The sequence below is a fragment of the Micromonospora sicca genome (genome assembly GCF_003172935.1).
In the GTDB taxonomy this organism is placed as follows: Bacteria; Actinomycetota; Actinomycetes; order Mycobacteriales; family Micromonosporaceae; genus Micromonospora; species Micromonospora sicca.
Window position 1 is genome coordinate 1 of record NZ_QGKS01000031.1, and the last position, 921, is coordinate 921.

Annotated in this window: 1 protein-coding gene; it reads right to left on the minus strand. The window is 70.4% G+C overall.

Annotated elements, in window-relative coordinates:
* The coding region (locus DKT69_RS00180) for an IS30 family transposase (RefSeq protein WP_438361784.1) at positions 1-872 on the minus strand (872 nt) is incomplete at its 3' end.
* Positions 873-921 lie beyond the last annotated feature (49 nt).

Consider the following 921-nt stretch of genomic DNA (forward strand, 5'->3'; position numbering starts at 1 on the left):
ACCATCGCGAGGTATTTCGGGTCGGAGGTGATGGGGACGCCCTTGGGGAAGTACTCGCGCAGGATCCGGTTGGCGTTCTCGTTGCTGCCACGTTGCCAGGGTGAGTGCGGGCGGGCGAAGTAGACCGGCAGTCCGGCGGCGGTGATCCGGGCGTGTCCGGCCATCTCCGACCCGCAGTCCCAGGTCAGCGACCTGGCCAGCTGCGGTGGGAGGTCCCCGGCGGCGGCGATGATCGCGTCGCCGACGGTCAGCGAGTCCCGGCCGGTCAGCGGGACCAGGACCACGAACCGGGAGGTGCGTTCGACCAGCGTCGCCACGGCGCTCTTACCCGCCTTGCCGATGACCAGATCGCCTTCCCAGTGCCCGGGGACCTGCCGGCCCTCGACCTCGGCGGGGCGTTCGTCGAGGTAGCGGGGCTCGCGGATCCGTGGCGCTGGTGCCGGACGGGCACCGCCACGACGCGCCGTGCGGCCGGTACGCAGACCGATCAACTCCCGCGCCAGAGTGGACACCGGCTGGGCGTACACCCACTGGTAGATCGCCTCGTGAGACACCCGGTAAGCCTGATCGTCGGGATAGTCGAACGCCAACCGACCCGCGATCGACGCCGGCGACCAACCCAGCCGCAGCCGCTCGCGTACCACCTCCCGCAGGCCCGGCGCCCGCTCCACCGCCCACGTCTTCGGTCGCCGCCGCGCCACCGCCGCACCGGTGTCAGCGGTCGAGGCCCGGTACCCGACCCGGCCACCGTGCCGGGCGACCTCCCGCGACACCACCGACGGGTCACGGCCGATCAGGACCGCGATCTGCTTGAACTCCAAGCCTTCGGCCAGGCCACGGGATATCTCTTCCCGATCACCCAAGGTCAACATCGCACGCACAGCGGAACATCCTGTCCCACCCAACCGCCAAGATCAAATG